At 70.0% G+C, this 18,058-nt stretch carries 16 protein-coding genes; 6 read left to right on the top strand and 10 right to left on the bottom strand.

The window, feature by feature from the left end; genetic code table 11:
* Positions 1-11: 11 nt before the first annotated feature.
* The gene (locus OCJ37_RS11870) at positions 12-455 is read right to left on the bottom strand and encodes an FKBP-type peptidyl-prolyl cis-trans isomerase (protein ID WP_263109638.1); all 444 of its coding nucleotides are present in this window, start codon (positions 453-455) and stop codon (positions 12-14) included.
* 65 nt (positions 456-520) lie between these two features.
* On the opposite strand from OCJ37_RS11870, the gene OCJ37_RS11865 reads away from it, so the two are divergent.
* Entirely contained in the window at positions 521-886 is a 366-nt protein-coding gene (locus OCJ37_RS11865; RefSeq protein WP_263109637.1) for a DUF6164 family protein, read from the top strand.
* 295 nt (positions 887-1,181) lie between these two features.
* Positions 1,182-1,949 (top strand): sulfurtransferase, encoded by a 768-nt coding sequence (locus OCJ37_RS11860; protein ID WP_263109636.1) that lies wholly within the window; start codon positions 1,182-1,184, stop codon positions 1,947-1,949.
* 160 nt (positions 1,950-2,109) lie between these two features.
* On the opposite strand, the gene OCJ37_RS11855 is transcribed toward OCJ37_RS11860, so the two are convergent.
* Positions 2,110-2,913, bottom strand: a complete 804-nt coding sequence (locus OCJ37_RS11855; protein WP_263109635.1) for an SDR family oxidoreductase — start codon at positions 2,911-2,913, stop codon at positions 2,110-2,112.
* A 302-nt stretch (positions 2,914-3,215) separates the two neighbouring features.
* Between OCJ37_RS11855 and OCJ37_RS11850 the strand changes: the two genes are divergently transcribed.
* Together OCJ37_RS11850 and OCJ37_RS11845 are read left to right on the top strand one after the other, a co-directional pair.
* Positions 3,216-4,202: an LLM class flavin-dependent oxidoreductase gene (locus OCJ37_RS11850; RefSeq protein WP_263109634.1), complete on the top strand. Its 987-nt coding sequence runs from the start codon at positions 3,216-3,218 to the stop codon at positions 4,200-4,202.
* Positions 4,203-4,434: 232 nt separating this feature from the next.
* Positions 4,435-4,599: a hypothetical protein gene (locus tag OCJ37_RS11845; protein WP_263109633.1), complete on the top strand. Its 165-nt coding sequence runs from the start codon at positions 4,435-4,437 to the stop codon at positions 4,597-4,599.
* 288 nt (positions 4,600-4,887) lie between these two features.
* Here OCJ37_RS11845 and OCJ37_RS11840 read toward each other — a convergent pair whose 3' ends face one another.
* Positions 4,888-5,538, bottom strand: a complete 651-nt coding sequence (locus tag OCJ37_RS11840) for an exopolysaccharide biosynthesis protein (RefSeq protein ID WP_263109632.1) — start codon at positions 5,536-5,538, stop codon at positions 4,888-4,890.
* Positions 5,522-6,865 (bottom strand): hemolysin family protein, encoded by a 1,344-nt coding sequence (locus OCJ37_RS11835; RefSeq protein ID WP_263109630.1) that lies wholly within the window; start codon positions 6,863-6,865, stop codon positions 5,522-5,524. The genes OCJ37_RS11840 and OCJ37_RS11835 overlap by 17 nt, the downstream gene beginning before the upstream one ends.
* A 248-nt stretch (positions 6,866-7,113) precedes the next feature.
* Here OCJ37_RS11835 and OCJ37_RS11830 point away from each other — a divergent pair, with 248 nt between their 5' ends.
* Positions 7,114-7,740 (top strand): DUF47 domain-containing protein, encoded by a 627-nt coding sequence (locus tag OCJ37_RS11830; RefSeq protein ID WP_263109628.1) that lies wholly within the window; start codon positions 7,114-7,116, stop codon positions 7,738-7,740.
* 76 nt (positions 7,741-7,816) lie between these two features.
* Positions 7,817-8,938, top strand: coding sequence for an inorganic phosphate transporter (locus tag OCJ37_RS11825; protein WP_263109626.1), 1,122 nt, complete (start codon positions 7,817-7,819; stop codon positions 8,936-8,938).
* A 317-nt stretch (positions 8,939-9,255) separates the two neighbouring features.
* On the opposite strand, the gene OCJ37_RS11820 is transcribed toward OCJ37_RS11825, so the two are convergent.
* The 6 genes from OCJ37_RS11820 to parE all read right to left on the bottom strand — a co-directional run bounded on the left by OCJ37_RS11820 (position 9,256) and on the right by parE (position 17,966).
* A complete protein-coding gene (locus tag OCJ37_RS11820; RefSeq protein ID WP_263113668.1) occupies positions 9,256-10,740 on the bottom strand; it encodes a S10 family peptidase in 1,485 nt (494 codons plus the stop codon).
* A gap of 391 nt (positions 10,741-11,131) precedes the next feature.
* The gene (locus OCJ37_RS11815; RefSeq protein ID WP_263109624.1) at positions 11,132-11,284 is read right to left on the bottom strand and encodes a hypothetical protein; all 153 of its coding nucleotides are present in this window, start codon (positions 11,282-11,284) and stop codon (positions 11,132-11,134) included.
* Positions 11,281-12,672: a hypothetical protein gene (locus OCJ37_RS11810; RefSeq protein WP_263109623.1), complete on the bottom strand. Its 1,392-nt coding sequence runs from the start codon at positions 12,670-12,672 to the stop codon at positions 11,281-11,283. Before OCJ37_RS11810 ends, OCJ37_RS11815 begins: the two co-directional genes overlap by 4 nt.
* Before the next feature lie 85 nt (positions 12,673-12,757).
* Positions 12,758-14,335: a hypothetical protein gene (locus OCJ37_RS11805; protein ID WP_263109621.1), complete on the bottom strand. Its 1,578-nt coding sequence runs from the start codon at positions 14,333-14,335 to the stop codon at positions 12,758-12,760.
* Between the two features lie 49 nt (positions 14,336-14,384).
* A complete protein-coding gene (locus OCJ37_RS11800) occupies positions 14,385-15,323 on the bottom strand; it encodes a hypothetical protein (protein ID WP_263109620.1) in 939 nt (312 codons plus the stop codon).
* A gap of 753 nt (positions 15,324-16,076) precedes the next feature.
* On the bottom strand, positions 16,077-17,966 hold the full coding sequence (gene parE, locus OCJ37_RS11795) for a DNA topoisomerase IV subunit B (RefSeq protein WP_263109619.1): 1,890 nt from the start codon (positions 17,964-17,966) through the stop codon (positions 16,077-16,079).
* Positions 17,967-18,058: the final 92 nt, after the last annotated feature.

The raw sequence follows: 18,058 nt of genomic DNA, 5'->3' as shown, positions 1-18,058 counted from the left end.
GCGCGGCCGGCTCAACGCGGCTTGACGTCGAGCAGTTCGACCTCGAACACCAGCGAGGCGTTCGGCGGGATCACCCCGCCGGCGCCGCTGGCGCCATAGCCGTAGTCGGACGGGATCAGCAGCTTGCGCTTGCCGCCCACGCGCATCCCGGCCACGCCTTCGTCCCAGCCGCGGATCACCTGGCCGCCGCCGAGCGCGAAGCTGAAGGGCTGGCCATGGTCGGCGGAGGCGTCGAACTTCTCGCCGCGCTGGTCCTTGGCCTTCTCGTCGTACAGCCAGCCCGTGTAGTGCACGGTCACCTGACTGCCGGGCCGCGCCTCGGCGCCGCTGCCGACGCGCTCGTCGATCATCTGGAACGCGGCGATGCTGCCGCCGGGCGGCGGCCCCGGCGGCGTGCAGCCGCTCAACAGCCAGGCCGGCAACGAAAGGCTCAACAGCAGCAGGGCACGGCGCATGTGGTCATCCTTGGCGAACAGGGCGTGCAAGGGTAGCGCATCGCCGCAGCGGCTATCATCGGCGCATGGCCAAACTGCTGCTCAACCTGCGTCACGTGCCCGACGACGAACTCGCCGAGGTGCGCGCGCTGCTCGACGCCGCGCGCATCGATTACTACGAGACCCGCCCCGGCACCTTCGGCATTTCCGCCGGCGGCGTGTGGCTGCGCGAGGACGCCGAGCACCCGCGGGCCAAGGCACTGCTGGCCGACTACCAGGCCCAGCGCGGTGAACGGGCGCGGGCCGAGCGCGCCGCCGCCCTGCGCGACGGCAGCGCCGAGACCTTCGCCACGCTGCTGCGGCGGCGCCCGCTGTTCGTGCTGGCGACGCTGCTGGGCATGCTGCTGGTCGCCTCGCTGGTGCTGCTGCCGTTCTTCCTGCTGCGCGGCTAGGGGCGGCACGCGCGGAGTCGCTCCCACTGGGCATTGCGGCGAGAACTGGCGGTTCCGTGGGAGGGCCTGGGTGGTTCGTGACCGTCGGTCCCGACGCTGCCCGAAATCGGCAGGCTCCTTGGAGAGGCCACGGCAATCCTGGGTGGCTGGTTGGGGCGCGTGCTGCGCCGAATCGCCGATCGGACTTCGTCGACATGCGTCCCCACATCGCCCCCTGCGTCCATGCGCAACGCGGCGAGGCCTGGCGCACCGGCAACGCCGGCGTCGGCGGCACGCCGCGCGCTAAAATGCGCGGATGATCGCCAATACCGCCGCCTACCATTTCGTCGCCATCGCCGATCCCGATGCGCTCGCCGCGCAGTTGCAGGACTGGGCGCAGGCCGGCGAATTGCGCGGCACCATCCTGGTCGCGGGCGAGGGCATCAACCTGTTCCTGGCCGGCGCGCCGCAGGCGATCGACGGTTTCTACGCGCAGCTGCGCGCCGATCCGCGTTTCGCCGCGCTGCGGGTCAAGACCAGCCTCAGCGCGCAGCAACCGTTCGCGCGGCTGAAGACCAAGGTCAAGCCGGAGATCATCAGCTTCCGCCGCGATGCGGCCTCGCCGCTGGCTGCCGAGCGCGCCCCGGCGGTGGCGCCGGCGACGCTGCAGCGCTGGCTGCGCCAGGGCCACGACGACGCTGGCCGGCGCCTGGTGCTGCTGGACACGCGCAATGCGCAGGAAGTGGTGCACGGCACCTTCGCCGGCGCGCTGACCCTGCCGATCGTCAAGTTCACCGATCTGCCCGAGGCCCTGGCGCCGCATCGCGCCGCGCTGGCCGACGCCACCGTGGTCAGCTTCTGCACCGGCGGCATCCGCTGCGAGAAGGCCGCGCTGTGGATGCGCGCCGACGGCATGGACAACGTGCTGCAGCTGGACGGCGGCATCCTCGGCTACTTCGAGGAAGTCGGCGGCGAAGGCTACGACGGCCGCTGCTTCGTGTTCGACGAACGCGTGGCGCTGGACCCGCAGCTGCAGCCGCTGGTCGACGCCGCACTGCCGGAACCGGTGCCCGCAATCGACTGACCGGGATCGCCGCGCGGCCGCAGCTCCCATCCACCGCGCCAGGGCCTCCACTCCGGACAACGACAGGCGGCCAGCGCCGCCCGCCATCCGCACCATCGCGCCTTGTCCGCAGCCGCAGCGACACGGCGCCAAGCGAATCCCCAATCCCCAATCCCGGCCGTCAGACGTACTGCATCTTGCGCGTCATCCCGCCATCGACCACGACCTCCTGGCCGGTGACGAACCCGGCATCGGCCGACAGCAGGTACACCGCCAGCGCGCCGATGTCCTGCGGCGTGCCGACGCGCCCGGCCGGATGCTGCGCATGGTCCTGCCGCGACAGCGCCGGCTTGCGCCGCGCCTGCGGCTTGCGCCAGGCATCGGTGGCGATCCAGCCGGGACTGATGCAGTTGACCCGCACCGCCGGCCCGGCGCTGATCGCCAGCGCGTGGGTGAAGGCCAGCAGGCCGCCCTTGGACGCGGCGTAGGCTTCGCTGTCGGGTTCGGACTGGTGGGCGCGGGTCGAGGCGATGTTGACGATCGCGCCGCCGCCCTCGCTGTCGCGCAGCGCCGGCAGCGCATGCTTGCTGCACAGGAACGCGCCGCCCAGGCTCGTTCCCAGGCGCCAGTTCCACTCGCGCAGCGACAGGCGCTCCAGCGGGCCGCTGTGCGGGTCGGCGATGCCGGCGTTGTTGACCAGTCCGTCGATACGGCCGAACCGCGCCAGCGCGGCATCGACGAAACGGCGCACGCTGGCTTCGGCGGCCACGTCCAGGCGCCGGAACAGCGCGCGCTCGCCGGCGTCCAGTTCGGCCAGGCAGGCGCGCCCGGCCTCGGCATCCAGATCGCCGAACGCGACCCGGCCGCCGGCGCCGAGCACCGCCTGCACCACCCCGCGGCCGATGCCCTGCGCGCCGCCGGTGACCAGCACCACCCGATCGCGCAACGGCAGGGCGGGAGCGGAAGGCGGCGGGATCAGGGACATGGCGGACACCGGGCAGGGCGGGGAGTGCGCAGCCTAGCCAGGCGGCCGTGCAGCCGGCGTGGCCGCGCGCGTTCGCGCGTTGGCGTGGCGGATGCCGGCGACACCCGTACCCTCATCCGCCCCTTCGGGGCACCTTTCCCGAGGGGAGAAGGGAATGGCGTCAGCCCTGGAGGGGCGGGACACGGCCGCAAGCCCCCGGCGCCGGCATGCCGCTACCGCAAATCAGCGTTCCGGCACCGGCCCGCTGCAATCGCCGTGCGGCGCCCCCAGTTCAAGGACACCGCCTGCAGGAATCCCGCTCCATGATGCCGATCTCCATCCTCGACCTCGCCCCGGTCTGCGAAGGCAGCGACGCCACCGGCGCCTTCGCCAACATGCTGGACCTGGCGCAGCACGCCGAGCAATGGGGCTACCACCGCTACTGGCTGGCCGAGCACCACAACATGCCCGGCATCGCCAGCGCCGCCACCGCGGTGCTGATCGGGCACGTGGCCGGCGGCACGCGCCGGATCCGGGTCGGCGCCGGCGGCATCATGCTGCCCAACCACGCGCCGCTGCAGGTAGCCGAGCAGTTCGGCACGCTGGCCTCGCTGTATCCGGGACGCATCGACCTGGGCCTGGGCCGCGCGCCCGGCACCGACCAGGCCACGGCGCGCGCCTTGCGCCGCTATTTCGACAGCGCCGACCAGTTCCCGCACGACGTCGCCGAGCTGCTGCGCTATTTCGAGCCGGCCGAACCCGGCCAGCTGGTGCGCGCGGTGCCCGGCGCCGGCGTCGAGGTGCCGGTGTGGCTGCTCGGCTCCAGCCTGTTCAGCGCGCGCCTGGCGGCGACGCTGGGGCTGCCGTTCGCGTTCGCCTCGCACTTCGCCCCCGATGCGATGGACGAGGCGCTGGCGGTCTACCGCCGCGAGTTCCGCGCCTCGGCGCGGCTGCGCGATCCCTACGCGGTGCTGGCGCTGAACGTGGTCGGCGCCGCCGCCGCGCGGCGCCTGTTCACCACCCAGCAGCAGAGCTTCGTCAACCTGCGCCGCGGCCGCCCGGGCCTGATCCCGCCGCCGATCGACGACATCGAGGCGTTCTGGCAGCCGCACGAGAAGGCGGGGGTGGAGCGCGCACTGGCCTGCACCGTGCTCGGCGATCCGGCCGAGGTCGCGCGCGGCATGGCGCAGTTCGTCGCCCGCCACCGGCCCGACGAACTGCTGCTCACCGCCAACATCTACGATCACGCGGCGCGGCTGCGCTCGTTCGAGATCGCCGCCGCGGCGTGGTCCCAGGCCGCCGCCGCGTAGGCGGCGACCGGCGCGGCCGCACCCGGAGCCGCGTTCGCGACGGTGGCCTGCGCCGGCGCGGCGCACAGCGTAGACAAGTTGGACCGCCTCGCCGGTTTTCACTTCGGCTTGCGTGCGTGTGGGATCAGATCGGATAGCGTCGTGCCCTGGCGCGCAGCCGGCTGCTGCAGGGCGCGGCGCGGCGTCGCGCCGAGCCGGGCGCACGCGTCCAGATCGATACAGGGGGCAACACATGGAATCCGATTACTTGCCGCCGGCAGCGCGCGGCTGCGGCCTGGAGGCCGTCTTGCATCAGCTTGCGCTGCAACTGAAAGGTCTGCAGCGCTCGCCGCACGACGCCCGGGCGGCGCCGCCGGTGCGCAGGCAGGTGTTCGCCGAAGTGCCGAGTCCCGACTAGGGCCTGTTCGCGCCATTGGGGCAGGTCGCGTGGCCGTGTAAGGCGTCCGGGTGGTCGTGCTGCGGCAGGCTGCCTGCCTGTCCAGCGCCATGCGCGGCAGCTTGGTTGCCGGACGGCCACCGGACGAGCGTGCTGGGCGCGCACGGGACCGCGCCGTCCGTTCGCCGCCTTTCGGCATGAACTCTCCCATTCGCACACCCAGGCGGCATGGCTGCCTGATCGCGTCGGCGGGTAGAACACACGCGGGCGTGCGCGCTTCGTCCGTGGCGCGTCTTGCGCGCGCCTTGGCTACAGCTTGTGCATCCACTCGCGGGTCAGGTCCACCACCTGGTCCGAGGCCAGGCCCAGGCCGACCGCCACCGCGATGCCGCCCAGCCACGAGACCAGCATCAGGCCGCCGTCGCGCTCCAGCAGGGCCAGCGAGAACAGCAGCAGTATCGCGCCGAAGGCGTAGTTGGTGAACGGGATCGGCAGCGACAGCAGCACCCCCAGCACCACCAGCAGCAGGCCGCTGAAGGCGCGCGCCGGCATCGATTCGACCAGCGCCGGCAGGCGCGGCTTGAGCAGCTTGTCCAGCCGCCGCAGCCACGGCGCGATGCGGCCGACGAAGCGCTGCATGGTGCGCCGGCGCGGGCCGCGTTCGCCGATGAAGCGCGGCAGCCACGGCTTGCGCAGGCCGATCAGCATCTGCGCGCCGATCAGGGTCACCAGCGGCCCGCTGATGCCGCCGGCCAGGCCCGGCACCGGCAGGAACGCCGGCAGGATCGCCACGAACAGGAACATGCCGAACGCGCTTTGCTGCAGGTCGGCCAGGATCACCCGCAGCCGCAGCTGCTCGTCCGGGTCGCCGAGGATGAAGGTGTCGAGCAGGGTGCGGATGCCTTCGGCGCTGTAGCCGTCGGCGGCCTCCGCGCCGGGCGGGTCACCCGGTGATGTCATCGCTGTTCTCGTCCTGCAGCTTGCTCAGCAACAGCTTGTCCACGCGCGCGCCGTCCAGGTCGACGATCTCGATGCGCCAGCCGGCCCAGTCGAAGAACTCGCCGGCATGCGGAATGCGGCCGAAGTAGTAGATGCACAGGCCGGCCAGGGTGTTGTAGTCGCCTTCCTCGGCGTTGGGCAGCTCGGCGCCGCCGAGCAGTTCGCGCAGCTCCTCGATCGCCAGCGAGCCGTCGATCAGCAGCGAGCCGTCGGCGCGGGTCACCACCAGCGCGTCCTCGTCGGCGTTGTCCACCGACTGCAGGCGCCCGACCACCGCGCCCATCAGGTCGCTGATCGTGACCAGGCCCTGGATCTCGCCGTACTCGTCCACCACCAGCGCCATCGACTGCTGTTCCTCGCGGAAGATCTCCAGCAGTTTCATCGCATGGGTGGATTCGGAGACGAACAGCGTCTCGCGCAGGTTCTGGAACAGGTGGGTGGCATTGCCGTCCATGCGCGTGACCAGCGATTTCACCTCCAGCACGCCGGCGATGTCCTGGTCGCTGCCGCGGTACACCGGATAGCGCGAGAACTCGTGCTCGCGCATCGTCTGGAAATTGCGTTCGGCCTCGGCATTGGCGTCGAGCCAGGCGATGCGGTTGCGCGGGGTCATCAGGCTGTCGGCGGTGCGGTCGCCCAGGCGCATGACCCGGTTCATCATGTCGCGTTCGTGGCTGTCGATCACGCCGGCCTCGTGGCTCTCGGCCACCAGCATGCGGATCTCCTCTTCGGTCACCGACGCCGATTGCTCGTTGCCCAGGCCGAGCAGGCGCAGCACCAGCCGGGTCGAGCGCGACAGCACCCACACGAACGGCGCGGCGATCCAGGCCAGCCAGCCCATCGGCACCGCGACGAAGCCGGCGATCACCTCCGAGCGGGTCAGCGCCAGGCGCTTGGGCACCAGTTCGCCGAAGATCAGCGTCAGAAAGGTGATCAGCACGATCGCCAGGGTCTTGCCGATCATCGCCGAGTAGGGCTGCGGCTGGCCGACCAGGCTGAAGGTGGCCGACAACGCCGGGAACAGCGACTGCAGCTTGGCGGCGATCGCCTCGCCGATGGCCTCGCCGCCGAACACGCCGGTCAGGATGCCGATCGCGGTGATGCCGATCTGCACCGTGGACAGGAAGTTTTCCGGATTCTCGGCCAGCGCCAGCGCCTTGGCCGAGCGCGTGCTGGACTGCGCCATCTGCTTCAGGCGGCTCTTGCGCGAGGTCATCAGCGACATCTCGGACATCGCGAAGAAGCCGTTCAGCAGCACCAGGGCGGCCACGATCAACAGTTCAAGCATGCGCGCGCTCCCTGGCGGCAAGGGAGGCGGGGACATGGGCGCCGGGAGGGCGCGGGGGAGGGGGCTGGGGTGGTCGTCCATAGGGTGCGCCTAGCGACGGCGCGGCGGCATGGTAGCAAACCCGGGCGGCGGCCGCGTCCACACCGCGCTGACAGGCGCCGTCGGTCGCCGGATTACCCCGTTTTGTCAGCAAACGGTCATAATTCCGCCCCGGTGCCGTCCCTCCCGCGACGGCGGGATTGCGTTTCATGTTCTCGTTGCAGACCATCTTCGGTTCCGGCAAGCAGTTCTACACCCTGCTCGACGAAGCGGCGCAGGCCGCCTACGACAGCACCAAGGCGCTGCATTCGATGATGCGCGAATCGGACCGGCAGCCGGCGCTGGACGCGTTCAAGCTGGCGCGGCTGCGCGAGCGCGCCGCCTCCGACAAGATCGGCCAGGCGCTGGTCGACAGCTTCATGACCCCGATCGAGCGCGAGGACATCGAGGCGCTGGGCTCGGCGCTGTACAAGATCCCCAAGCAGGTGGAGAAGTTCGCCGACCGCTATTCGCTGGCGGTGCAGCACCTGGAGCACATCGACTTCGCCCCGCGCGCGGCGATGCTCGAGCAGGCCGCGGCGGTGGTGGTGGAGATGGTCCACGACCTGCGCAACATGCACCTGGACCGGATGAGCGCGCTCAACGACAAGCTGCGTTCGCTGGAGAACGAGGCCGACCGGCTGATGCTGGAGCTGTACCGCGACATCTACTCCGGGCGCCTGGACAACCTGCAGATGTTCCTGCTCAAGGAATTCTTCGAGATCCTGGAGAAGGCCATCGACCGCTGCCGCGAGGCCGGCGTGGTGGTCTACCAGATCGTGCTGAAGAACTCGTAATGGGCACGGTGTCGATCCGCTGCGCGCACGGCCGCCGCGCCGCCACGCCCGCCGTCCTCGCCGCGGGAGCGCCACGATGCTGACGCTGGTCCTGGTCGTGATCCTGGCCGCGCTGGTGTTCGAGTTCATCAACGGCTTCCACGACACCGCCAACTCGATCGCCACCGTGGTCGCGACCAAGGTGCTCAGCCCCGGCTGGGCGGTGATCCTGGCCGCCGGCATGAACCTGGTCGGCGCGCTGACCGGCACCGCGGTGGCGATGACCATCGCCTCGGGCCTGCTCAACACCGACGTGGTGGCGGTCACCCCGCAGGTGATCCTGTGCGCGCTGCTCGGCGGCATCGTGTGGAACCTGATCACCTGGTGGAAGGGCCTGCCGTCCTCGTCCTCGCACGCGCTGATCGGCGGCCTGTGCGGCGCCGGCCTGGCTGCCGCGCACAACGACTGGGGCGCGCTGATCTGGTCGCAGAACGTCGGCGACTGGGCCAAGAACAAGGGCCTGCTGTGGAAGGTGTTCGTGCCGATGATCACCTCGCCGATCGCCGGCTTCCTGCTCGGCATCGCGGTGATGGTACTGCTGTGGGCGCTGATCGCCGGCCTGTCCAGGCTCGGCGGCCGCATCGGTCGGCTGGCGCGGCCGCGCTGGGTCAACGCCTTCTTCGGCAAGGCGCAGATCGCCTCGGCCGCGTACATGGGCTATGCGCACGGCCACAACGACGCGCAGAAGACCATGGGCATCATCGCCATGACCCTGGTCGGCGCGCAGGGCACCGGCGCGCTGGACGACCTGCCGGCATGGCTGGCGTTCCTGCACCCGGCCGCCAGCCAGGGCCAGGGCATCGCCACCTGGATCGTGCTGACCTGCGCGGTGGTGATGGCCGCCGGCACCGCCTCCGGCGGCTGGAAGATCATCAAGACCCTGGGCCACAAGATGGTCAAGCTGCACCCGATCCACGGCTTCGCCGCGGAGACCAGCTCGGCGACGATCCTGACCCTGGCCGCACACTTCGGCATGCCGGTCTCCACCACCCACAGCATCTCCACCGCGATCATGGGCGTGGGCTTCGCCAAGAACCCGCGTTCGCTGCGCTTCGGCGTGATCGAGCGCATCGTCTGGGCCTGGATCCTGACCATCCCCGCCGCCGCCGGCGTGGCGTATTTGATCTTCCGGCTGTTTGCGCTGTTCGGCTGGGCGTGAGGGGCCGGGATTCGGGAGTGGGGATTCGGGATTGGTGAAAGCGGGTTCCTAGGGCGGACGATTGCCGAGCTTGCAGGTCTAAACGCCTGACCGCCCGATCACTCCCGGGCCGGGAATCCCGGCTCTTGCCAATCCCCAATCCCCAATCCCCAATCCCCAATCCCGGCATTGGGGATGTTGGGATTCGGGATTGGTGAAAGCGGGTCCTAGGGTGGACGATTGCCGAGCTTGCAGGTCTAAACGCCTAACCGCCCGATCACTTCCCGGCCGGGAATCCCGGCTCTTGCCAATCCCCAATCCCGAATCCCGAATCCCCGCTAGTTGGCCCGATACATCGCCAGCACATCCGCCCGCAACGCGCGCTGGCTGTCGGCGCGGTTGTAGAACATGTGCCCGCCGGGGTAGTTCTTGACCTGCACGCGGGTCGGGTCGCTGCCCATCACCGGCATCTGGTCCACGGTCAGCACCGAGCCCATGAACGGGCACGACAGGTCGTTCCAGCCGTGCACGATCAGCACCCGCAGCTTGGGATCGATCGCCACCGCCTGGCGCAGTTCGGTCACCGAGCCCTTGCGCAGTTCGTCGTTCCAGTCCCACAGCTTGTTCACGCCGTAGTTCAGCGCCTGGTAGCGGGCATCGACCTTCCAGCCGACCACGCGGGTCACGAAATCCACCATCGCGGTGGTGGTCGGGGCGATGATGCTGTCCAGCAGCGGATCGTTGGCGCGCTGCTCGGGCGCGTTCGGGAACGGGTCGAATGCGGTCACGTTGGAGTCGTAGCGGCTGCCGAGCTGGCCCTTGTCGCGGAACACCTCGCGCAGGTAGGCCTGGGTTTCCAGGCGGCCGCCGGCGCGGCGCACGTAGGTCGGGTCCAGCCCGGTCATCGCCGCCACCTGCTGCACCATGCGTTCGCTGCCGGCCGCATCCGAGCGCCCGCGCAGCAGCGCGGTGACGTAGTCGCCGCGCGTGTAGTCGATCACCTGGCGCATCGCCTCCGGGGTCAGCTGCTGCTCGCGCTCCAGGTGCGCGGCGGCGATCGAGGGCAGGGTCAGCATCCACGCCAGCGGCGACACGTCGCCGTTGTCGTCCAGGGTCGGGTTGAGGTAGGGCGAGACCAGCACCACGCCGTTCATCGCCACGCCCAGCTGGGTCTGCAGGTAATGGGTGATGCGCGGACCGCGGAAGCCGCCGTAGCTCTCGCCGACCAGGTACTTGCGTGACTGCAGGCGCTGGTTCTTCAGCAGCCAGTCGTAGATCGTGCGCGACAGGTACTCGACGTCGGCCTGCGGGTTGTAGAACTGCTTCTTGGCCTGCTCATCGCCGACCCGCGAACGGCTGAAGCCGGTGCCGACCGGGTCGATGAACACCAGGTCGGTGAAGTCCAGCCAGGTGCCGGGGTTGTCGCGCAGCGTCGCCGGCGCCGAGGCGCTGTCGCCCTCGCTGCCGAAGGCGACCACCTTCGGCCCGATCGCGCCCAGGTTGAGGTAGACCGATGCGGCGCCGGGGCCGCCGTTCAAGGCGAAGGTGACCGGCCGGTCCTTGCCGTCCACGGTGTAGGCGGTGAACACCACGTCCGCGACGGTCTTGCCCTGCGCGTCCTTGACCGGCAGCGTACCGACCGTGGCGGTATAGCTGAGCGACTTGCCGTCGACGCGGGTGACCTGGCGCACCTTCGCATCGGCCGGCAGCGCGGCGGGCTTGGCCTGCTCGGCGCCGTCGGCCTTGTCGGGTTTGTCCGCCTTGTCGGCGCTGTCGGCATCGGCGGCCAGTGCGGCGGAGATCGGCAGGACGGCCAGCAACAGCGCGGCCAGCAGCGGCTTGGACAGGTTCGGCACGGGGAGGGCGCTCGGCGGAAGGGAACCGGCATGCTAGGCCGCGCCGCGGCGCACGCGGATGTGCACAAAGGCATGGTCGGCGCGCAGCGCCGCGGCGCCGAGCGGCGTGCGGGTTCGGGGTGGACCACCGTCGGCCGGCGGCCGTCGCGCGAGCCGGGACGATCGCCTTGCGGGCAGTCACGGCCCGATGCCGCGCCTCGCCGGAGGACACCGGCCGGTCGCGTGGCGACGGTTGCGCCAGAACTCCAGTCGGGGCTGGAGTTGCCTGTCCGTTCGCGCTGCGGCGGCAGCGCAGCGATGGGGTGGACGATCGCTGCGCGGGTGCCGCGGTGGCGACGGCCGCCGCCGGTCGCTGCGTTTACCAGGTCAACGCCGGATCGGGATCCGGACAGCGCGGCAGCGGGCGGCAGATGAAGGCCAGGATGTAGACGCTGTCGTCGCGCGCGGGCGCGTCCTGCGTTGTCGCGACTGTCGCGGCTGGTGCTGCCGGCGCGGCACCGACCTCGGTCACGCTCGGCTCGCGCACATAGGCGTCCAGGCGCAGGCGCCGCAGCGTCGCCTGCGCGTCCACGGGGCGCTCGCCCGCGGCGTCGGCGCCGGCCGGCCGATCGCGATGCGCGGGCGCAGCGTGGGTTCCGGCGTGGCGCCAACGCGCGTCGGCATGCGCAGCGCTGCGCTGGCGATCGCCGTTGCCGCGACCGGCGCGCTGCGTTCCGCCACGGCGGCGGGTCGGCGGCGCATGCCGATGGCGCCGGCCGGCACGCGCGGCGGCAGCAGTCGCGGCCGCGCGATCAGCGCCGGGCTCAAGCGCAGCTGCCGCAGCAGGCCGGGGTCGAATCCCAGCGCCGGGGCCGCGGCGCTCGGCGCCGGTGCGGCCGGCTTGCGCTGCACCTGGATGTCGCGGGCGAACACCACCGCCACCGGGTACGCGGTGCAGGGGCCGTGCGCGGGCGACTGCCCGTCGCTGAGCAGCAGCGACGCGTCGGCGAAGCGCCAGAACCGCGCCGCGAAGGCGTCGGCGCTGAACCACGGCCGGATCAGCGCGGCCGAACTGAACTCGAAGCGCAGCGAGGCGATGCCGGCATCGCCGTCGTCGCCCAGGCGGGCGCGCAGTTCGGCCGGCGCCTCGGCCAGCGCCGCGTCGATCTCCGCGCCGCTGAGTTCGAAGCGCCGCCAGGAGCCCGGGTCCAGCGCATTGCTGGGCGCGTAGCTGGTCGGATACACGCGCAGCTGGTCGCTGGCGCGGGTCAGCGTGTCCACGTCGGGATTGCAGCGTCCCTTCCATTCGCTCAGCGTCTGCCATGGCGATTTGGCGCCGAGCGCGCCGACCTGCGCCTGCGCCTGTTCGACCGCGTCGCGGTAGCCCAGCGCGTTCCAATCGGCCAGCGCGTCGTCGAGCCCGCGTTGCAGCGCCGGCTGCTGCAGGTCGTGCCAGGCCTGCACCTGTTCGGCGCTGCCGGCGCTGGCGGTGGCCTGCTGCGCCAGATAGTCCTGCTGCAGCAGCAGGTAGCGGTCGCGGTAGCTGCGGTAGGCGAGCGCGGCATCGCTCGGCAGGCGCCGGCCTTCCTCGTCCTGCCGGTACAGCACCGCGGACGCGGCCTGGTAGTCGGCCTCCTCCTGTGCGCTGCGGGTGGACTGGGCGAATTCGGCCTCGCGCAGCACCTGCGCGTAGACGTCCCACAGCAGGGTCTGGCCATCGCCGTTCCAGGCGGGGCCGTCGGGAATGCGGTTGGCCAGCAGCGAGAATTCGATCAGGTGGTCCAGCGCGCCGTCGCCGAGCAGGTCCAGCGCGGCGGGCGCGAACGCCAATGGCGTGACGGGGAAGCTGAGTTCGGTGTCGTCGCTGCCGAACACGTGTTCGGCCTTGGCCATCAGGGCCAGTTGGGCGGCTGCGTCCATTGCAGGCGATTCCTCGAAAGGGGAGAACGGCGGTGCGCGGGACGGCAGGCGGCGCGAGCCGCCTGCCGTGGTGCTGCGGTGCCGCTCAGATCCAGTCGGTGATGCTGGGCAACGGATCCGGCGACTTGGGGAACACGTGGCACTTGAAGCCGATGATCTGGGTGCCGTCGACGCGCATCGTCTGGCTTTCGCGGTCGTAGTGCGCCTGGCTGGAGCGTTCGCCGCTGGCCGAGCTGCGCCCGTGCGAACCGCCCAGGTGGAACGGGCCGAACGAGAACACGGCGCCGCCGCTGGCCGAGGAGCGCTGCCAGGATTCGGCCATGTCGCTGAAGCCGGAGGACTTGGCGAAGCACAGGCTCAGGTCGCGCACCAGGATCAGCGAGGTCGGGTAGGCCGGCAGCAGGCCCTTGGCTGGGGTGGCGCCGTCGGAGGCGAACTGGCCCTTGGCCTCGGGATTGTTCTGGTCCATGCGCCAGCTCTTGCTCATCAGGAACGCGGTCTTGAACCAGGGCCGCACGATCGGCATCTGCGCGATGCTGAACTTCATGCTGAAGTGTTCCGAATCGAACTGCACGTGCGACTGGCTCTCGCCGCTGGCGTTGCTGACCCGGCCGCCGCCGCCGAAGATGCCCAGGAAGCCGCCCGCGGCGCTGGTGCTGGAGCGCCGCATCGCATAGCTGGAATTGCTGGCGTTGTTGTAGTCGGCGGAGCTGAAGCCGAATTCGGTCCAGCCGGCGTTGTCCATGAAGTTGCCCGGCACCACCGAGCTGTAGAAGAAGTCGCTGCCGGACACCAGGCTGGTCAGCCGCGCCTTCTCCAGGTCGTCGCGGTACTGCTGCTTGAGCAGGGCCATGTCGCGCTGCATGACCTGGTCGATGAACGCGGCGATCTGCTCGTAGTCGTTCTTGTAGCCGTTGGACACCCAGTCGGACATCGCCGCCTTGACCTTGTTGCGCAGGACGTTGGCGTTGATCGCCCAGTTCTGCACCGCGCGCTGGTCGGCCGCGGCCAGGCCGTCGATGCGCTGGCTGTTGTACTCCAGCGCCGCGCTCATGTAGTCGACCATCTTCTCGTTGTAGGCCTTGACCAGCGGGCTCGGCTCGGTGACCTGGGTCTCGCTGTCGTCGATCAGGTTCTTCTTGGTGGTGGTGGTCTGCAGCAGGCCGCGGAACTTCTCGATCTTCTTCTTGACCTCGTCCGGCAGCTCGTTGTGCATGACCTGGCTCATGCGCAGGATGTACTCGTAGCGGTCGGACAGCGTGCCTTCGTTGTTCATCACGCTCAGCGCGGAGAACTGGTTGTTGACGGTGGCGGCCAGGTCCGGCACGAAATCGACTAGGCGCGAGAAGTCCTCGGCCTGCTTCAGCAGCTGCGCCGCGTCGCTGCCCTTCAGCGCTTCCAGTTGCGTGGGCGTCAGTTCCGGGCTGGTGGTGGTGCCGTCGGGCTGGGTGCTGCGCATCTCGTCCAGCGCGGCCTTGCGCACCACGCCGGTGAGGCCCTGCTTCATGAAGCGCACGTCCTCGGCCTGCAGCGGGATGCCGGGCGTGGCCCAGCTGAAGAAATTGTCTTCCGACTTGGGAACGGTGTCGTCGCCGTTGGTGAGGACGTTGTAGACCTTGCCCATCACCGAATTGAGCATGACGTCCGGGGTTACGAGTGCCATGGAAGTGCTCCTTGCGTTTGGGTGGACGGCGTTCCCGCCGCCTCGGGAATCACGGAAGATCGGCGATGACCGCGCCGTAGTAGTTGTCGATGAAGTCCTGCTGCGGGATCGCCAGGTCGAAGCTGTTCTCGCCCCACGACCAGATCGACAGCAGCACGTCGTCCTTGCGGAACCGGAGCGTGCCGTCGTCGTTCTGCGGGCCGTCCATCACCGCCACGGTGATGTTGTTGAGCCCGACGATGTAGTGGTTGGGGAACAGGTCCAGCAGGAACTGGCTGTCGATCGGGCTGCCGCTGCTGCGCGCGGCGTGCAGCAGGTTGCTGTGGATCAGCAGCGCCACGTCGCGGCCCTCGCGGAACTCGATGCCGGTGGCGTGCGGGATGCCGGCCGGCGAGGCCCAGTTGCCTTCGTCGCTGACCTGCGCATAGATGCCGGTGGCGCGCAGCCAGCCGGCCAGTTCTTCCGGCCGGGTCAGCCCGGCCAGCGTCTGCTCCGGATCGCCGACCCAGCTGCTTTGCCAGAACGGCTGGTCGGTGTTGCGGATCGCGCTGAGCAGCATCCAGTCGGCGCCGAAGGTGCCGGTGCTCAGGCTGCCGTAGTCCTGGGCCAGCAGCGTGTCCTTGGGCGCGATGGACAGGTCGCCCAGGTCGGCGCTGCCGTCCTCGTACAGCGCGGTGGCGAAAGTGGCGAAGCCCAGCGGATCGCGGCTGGCCCACATCACCAGCAGCGCCGCCGGCCCGCACAGGTTCAGGGCGCCCTGGCGGATCAGGCGCGGGTTGCCGACCAGGTCGAGCAGGCGGTCGGCCACGTCGGCGCGGTCCAGTCCGTTCCATGAACCGGTGCCGTCGTTGTCGCGGAAGGTGGCGATGACGCTGCGCGCCTCGTCGATGTCGGAGACGCTGCGGGTGTCGTTGGCGCGGGTATCGGTGAGCAGGGCGTCGAGTTGGTCGAGATCGTCGAACGCCGGGGTGTCGGAGCTGTAGCCCATGATGGCTTCCTTTTCGTGGTTGGTTCCTGGGGCAGCCGGCGCAATGCGGGCCACTCCATCAACAACGCCGGTTGCGAAAAGGACCGGACAGCATGGCACGGGATTTTTTTGCCGAAGAACACGTGCCGGCGTGTGTCGCGGACATGGCCGTTTTGCCCAGTCGATGGCGTACGTGCGTGCGTACGTGCGTGGCGGGTGCGCGGCGATGGCGTGCGCGCTTCGCGAACCGAGCCACGCCACAGCGAATACGCCGCCACGCGAAACCATGAGCGGGCGCTGCGCGTGCCGCGGAGCCCAGGACTATGCATCCCTGCCGGATTCTCCGTGGAAGGGACCTAACCCCCTCGAACCGGGGGCCGCCAGGAAGCGTGTCGCGTCCCATGGCGAAAGGACGGCTCGACCGCGTCTTCCGCTAGTCGATGAACTCGTCGGCACCGAGGACGCGCAGCAGCGGCGGCGACCAGCCGTCGCTCGCGCCGCGCGCCGATCGCCTGTTCGGGATCATCGCCGGCGAGCTCCTGACGCAGCGGCGCGGTCCCGATCGCGAGCAGCCGGCTTCCGCCTAGCCGCTAGGCGCCTGGCGGCCGATGGATCCGGCGGGCGCCGCCGGGAAACCGGACTGCGCCGATCGTTCCGTGCAGCCGCTGGCGGCGTTCGGCATCTTGTGGTTCGGATGCCGTTGTCGAGCCGTTGCCATGAATGCGGGGCAGGGGCCAGGGCCGGTCCGCGGCCCGGCACCTCCGGATCAGGCGATCAGACCTCCAGCGAGGCCAGGTCGCCCTTGGTCTCCAGCCACTGCTTGCGGTCGCCGGCGCGCTTCTTGGCCAGCAGCATGTCCATCAGCGAGCGGGTCTCGTCGCCTTCGTCCACGGTCAGCTGCACCAGCCGCCGCGTGTCCGGGTGGATGGTCGATTCGCGCAGCTGCTGCGGGTTCATTTCGCCCAGGCCCTTGAAGCGGGTCACGCTGAGCTGGCCCTTGAGCTTCTCGCGCGCGATCTTCTCCAGCAGCGAGCGCTTCTCTTCCTCGTCCAGCGCGTAGAACACCTGCTTGCCCACGTCCACGCGGAACAGCGGCGGCATCGCCACGAACACGTGGCCGGCCTTGACCAGCGCCGGGAAGTGGCGCAGGAACAGCGCGGTCAGCAGGGTGGCGATGTGCAGGCCGTCGGAGTCGGCGTCGGCCAGGATCACCACCTTGCCGTAGCGCAGCCCGGTGATGTCGTCCTTGCCCGGATCGCAGCCGATGGCGATCGCCAGGTTGTGCACTTCCTCGGAGGCCAGCACGCTGCCGGAGGCCACTTCCCAGGTGTTGAGGATCTTGCCGCGCAGCGGCAGGATCGCCTGGAAGTCCTTGTCGCGCGCCTGCTTGGCGCTGCCGCCGGCGGAGTCGCCTTCCACCAGGAACAGCTCGGTGCGCGACAGGTCCTGGCTGATGCAGTCGGCCAGCTTGCCGGGCAGGGCGGGGCCGGAGGTGACCTTCTTGCGGGTGATCTGCTTTTCGGTCTTCAGCCGCGCGCTGGCGCGGTCGATGGCGATCTGCGCGATGCGCGTGCCGGTTTCCACGTTCTGGTTCAGCCACAGGCTGAAGGCGTCGTGCGCGGCGCCCTCGATGAAGCCGGCGGCCTGGCGCGAGGACAGGCGCTCCTTGGTCTGGCCGCTGAACTGCGGGTCGGTCATCTTCAGCGACAGCACGAAGGTGACGCGGTCCCACACGTCTTCCGGGGCCAGCTTGACCCCCCGCGGCAGCAGGTTGCGGAAGTCGCAGAACTCGCGCAGCGCGTCGGTGAAGCCGCTGCGCAGGCCGTTGACGTGGGTGCCGTGCTGCGCGGTCGGGATCAGGTTGACGTAGCTTTCCTGCACCAGCTCGCCGTCGGCCACCCAGGCCACCGCCCAGTCGACGATCTCGCGGTCCTTCTTCAGGTTACCGACGAACAGCTCGGCCGGCAGCAGTTCGCGATCGGCCAGTTCGCCCTTGAGGTAGTCGCGCAGGCCGTCCTCGAAGTACCAGGTGTCCTGCTCGCCGGTGGCCTCGTCGTGCAGCTTCACGGTCAGCCCGGGGCACAGCACCGCCTTGGCGCGCAGCAGGTGGCGCAACGCGCGCACCGCGAACTTGGGCGTGTCGAAATACTTGGGGTCGGCCCAGAAGCGCAGGCGCGTGCCGGTGTTCTTCTTGCCGACGCTGCCGACGATCTCCAGCTTGGAGGTGGCGTGGCCGTCGGCGAACTCCATCCGGTATTCGTTGCCGTCGCGCTTGATGAACAACTCGACCTTCTTCGACAGCGCGTTGACCACGCTGACGCCGACGCCGTGTAGGCCGCCGCTGAAGGTGTAGTTGCGGTCGTTGAACTTGCCGCCGGCGTGCAGCCGGGTCAGGATCAGTTCGACGCCGGAGATCTTTTCTTCCGGATGGATGTCCACCGGCATGCCGCGGCCGTCGTCGGAGACCTCGCAGCTGCCGTCCTTGAACAGGGTCACCTCGATGTGCCGGGCGTGGCCGGCCAGCGCCTCGTCCACGGCGTTGTCGATCACTTCCTGCGCCAGGTGATTGGGCCGTGCGGTGTCGGTGTACATGCCCGGCCGGCGCTTGACCGGGTCCAGGCCAGAGAGAACTTCGATGTCGGCGGCGTTGTAGCGGGTATTCATGCGTCTCAACAGGTGGCGCGAAGCAGATCCGGAAGTGTGCGGTCTGCGGCGGTTTTTTGCACGTCGCCGGTGTTCAGGGCCGGTGCCGTGGC

The organism is Xanthomonas sp. AM6, from assembly GCF_025665335.1.
Taxonomy (GTDB): domain Bacteria; phylum Pseudomonadota; class Gammaproteobacteria; order Xanthomonadales; family Xanthomonadaceae; genus Xanthomonas_A.
This window is presented reverse-complemented; position numbering and strand designations above follow the sequence as displayed.

What these genes read in the sequence shown, in the direction of transcription:
- parE (WP_263109619.1), bottom strand. Translation starts at nt 17,966, where the DNA reads ATGAATACCCGCTACAACGCCGCCGACATCGAAGTTCTCTCTGGCCTG.
- OCJ37_RS11850 (WP_263109634.1), top strand. Translation starts at nt 3,216, where the DNA reads ATGATGCCGATCTCCATCCTCGACCTCGCCCCGGTCTGCGAAGGCAGC.
- OCJ37_RS11860 (WP_263109636.1), top strand. Translation starts at nt 1,182, where the DNA reads ATGATCGCCAATACCGCCGCCTACCATTTCGTCGCCATCGCCGATCCC.
- OCJ37_RS11865 (WP_263109637.1), top strand. Translation starts at nt 521, where the DNA reads ATGGCCAAACTGCTGCTCAACCTGCGTCACGTGCCCGACGACGAACTC.
- OCJ37_RS11810 (WP_263109623.1), bottom strand. Translation starts at nt 12,672, where the DNA reads ATGGACGCAGCCGCCCAACTGGCCCTGATGGCCAAGGCCGAACACGTG.
- OCJ37_RS11830 (WP_263109628.1), top strand. Translation starts at nt 7,114, where the DNA reads ATGTTCTCGTTGCAGACCATCTTCGGTTCCGGCAAGCAGTTCTACACC.
- OCJ37_RS11800 (WP_263109620.1), bottom strand. Translation starts at nt 15,323, where the DNA reads ATGGGCTACAGCTCCGACACCCCGGCGTTCGACGATCTCGACCAACTC.
- OCJ37_RS11845 (WP_263109633.1), top strand. Translation starts at nt 4,435, where the DNA reads ATGGAATCCGATTACTTGCCGCCGGCAGCGCGCGGCTGCGGCCTGGAG.
- OCJ37_RS11870 (WP_263109638.1), bottom strand. Translation starts at nt 455, where the DNA reads ATGCGCCGTGCCCTGCTGCTGTTGAGCCTTTCGTTGCCGGCCTGGCTG.
- OCJ37_RS11835 (WP_263109630.1), bottom strand. Translation starts at nt 6,865, where the DNA reads ATGCTTGAACTGTTGATCGTGGCCGCCCTGGTGCTGCTGAACGGCTTC.
- OCJ37_RS11840 (WP_263109632.1), bottom strand. Translation starts at nt 5,538, where the DNA reads ATGACATCACCGGGTGACCCGCCCGGCGCGGAGGCCGCCGACGGCTAC.
- OCJ37_RS11855 (WP_263109635.1), bottom strand. Translation starts at nt 2,913, where the DNA reads ATGTCCCTGATCCCGCCGCCTTCCGCTCCCGCCCTGCCGTTGCGCGAT.
- OCJ37_RS11825 (WP_263109626.1), top strand. Translation starts at nt 7,817, where the DNA reads ATGCTGACGCTGGTCCTGGTCGTGATCCTGGCCGCGCTGGTGTTCGAG.
- OCJ37_RS11805 (WP_263109621.1), bottom strand. Translation starts at nt 14,335, where the DNA reads ATGGCACTCGTAACCCCGGACGTCATGCTCAATTCGGTGATGGGCAAG.